The organism is Micrococcus sp. GbtcB5 (assembly GCF_019091605.1).
In the GTDB taxonomy this organism is placed as follows: Bacteria; Actinomycetota; Actinomycetes; order Actinomycetales; family Micrococcaceae; genus Micrococcus; species Micrococcus luteus.
Genome location: NZ_JAGXJK010000359.1, coordinates 1 through 244 on the forward strand (window position 1 = coordinate 1; position 244 = coordinate 244).

Sequence of the window (244 nt, forward strand, 5' to 3'; positions counted from 1 at the left end):
GCGTCCGGAGCGCCCACGCCGCAGGCCCCCCAGGCCGGCGCCGAGCGCATCCTCGACTGCATCGGCTGGTGCGACGAGGCCGGGATCCCCGTGGTCACGCTCTACATGCTCTCCACCGAGATCCTGCGGCGCCCGGCGGAGGAGCACGCCCCGCTCCTGGAGATCATCCAGACGACGGCGGAGCGCCTCGCCCAGCCGGCCGAGGGCCGCGCCACCGTCTGCGTGCAGCCGGTCGGCGCGGTGG

At 76.2% G+C, this 244-nt stretch carries 1 protein-coding gene; it reads left to right on the forward strand.

Translation table 11 applies throughout. The annotated features are described in order from the left end of the window. A partial coding sequence (locus tag KVS67_RS12695) for an undecaprenyl diphosphate synthase family protein (protein ID WP_217565519.1) occupies window positions 1–244 on the forward strand: 244 nt, incomplete at both ends.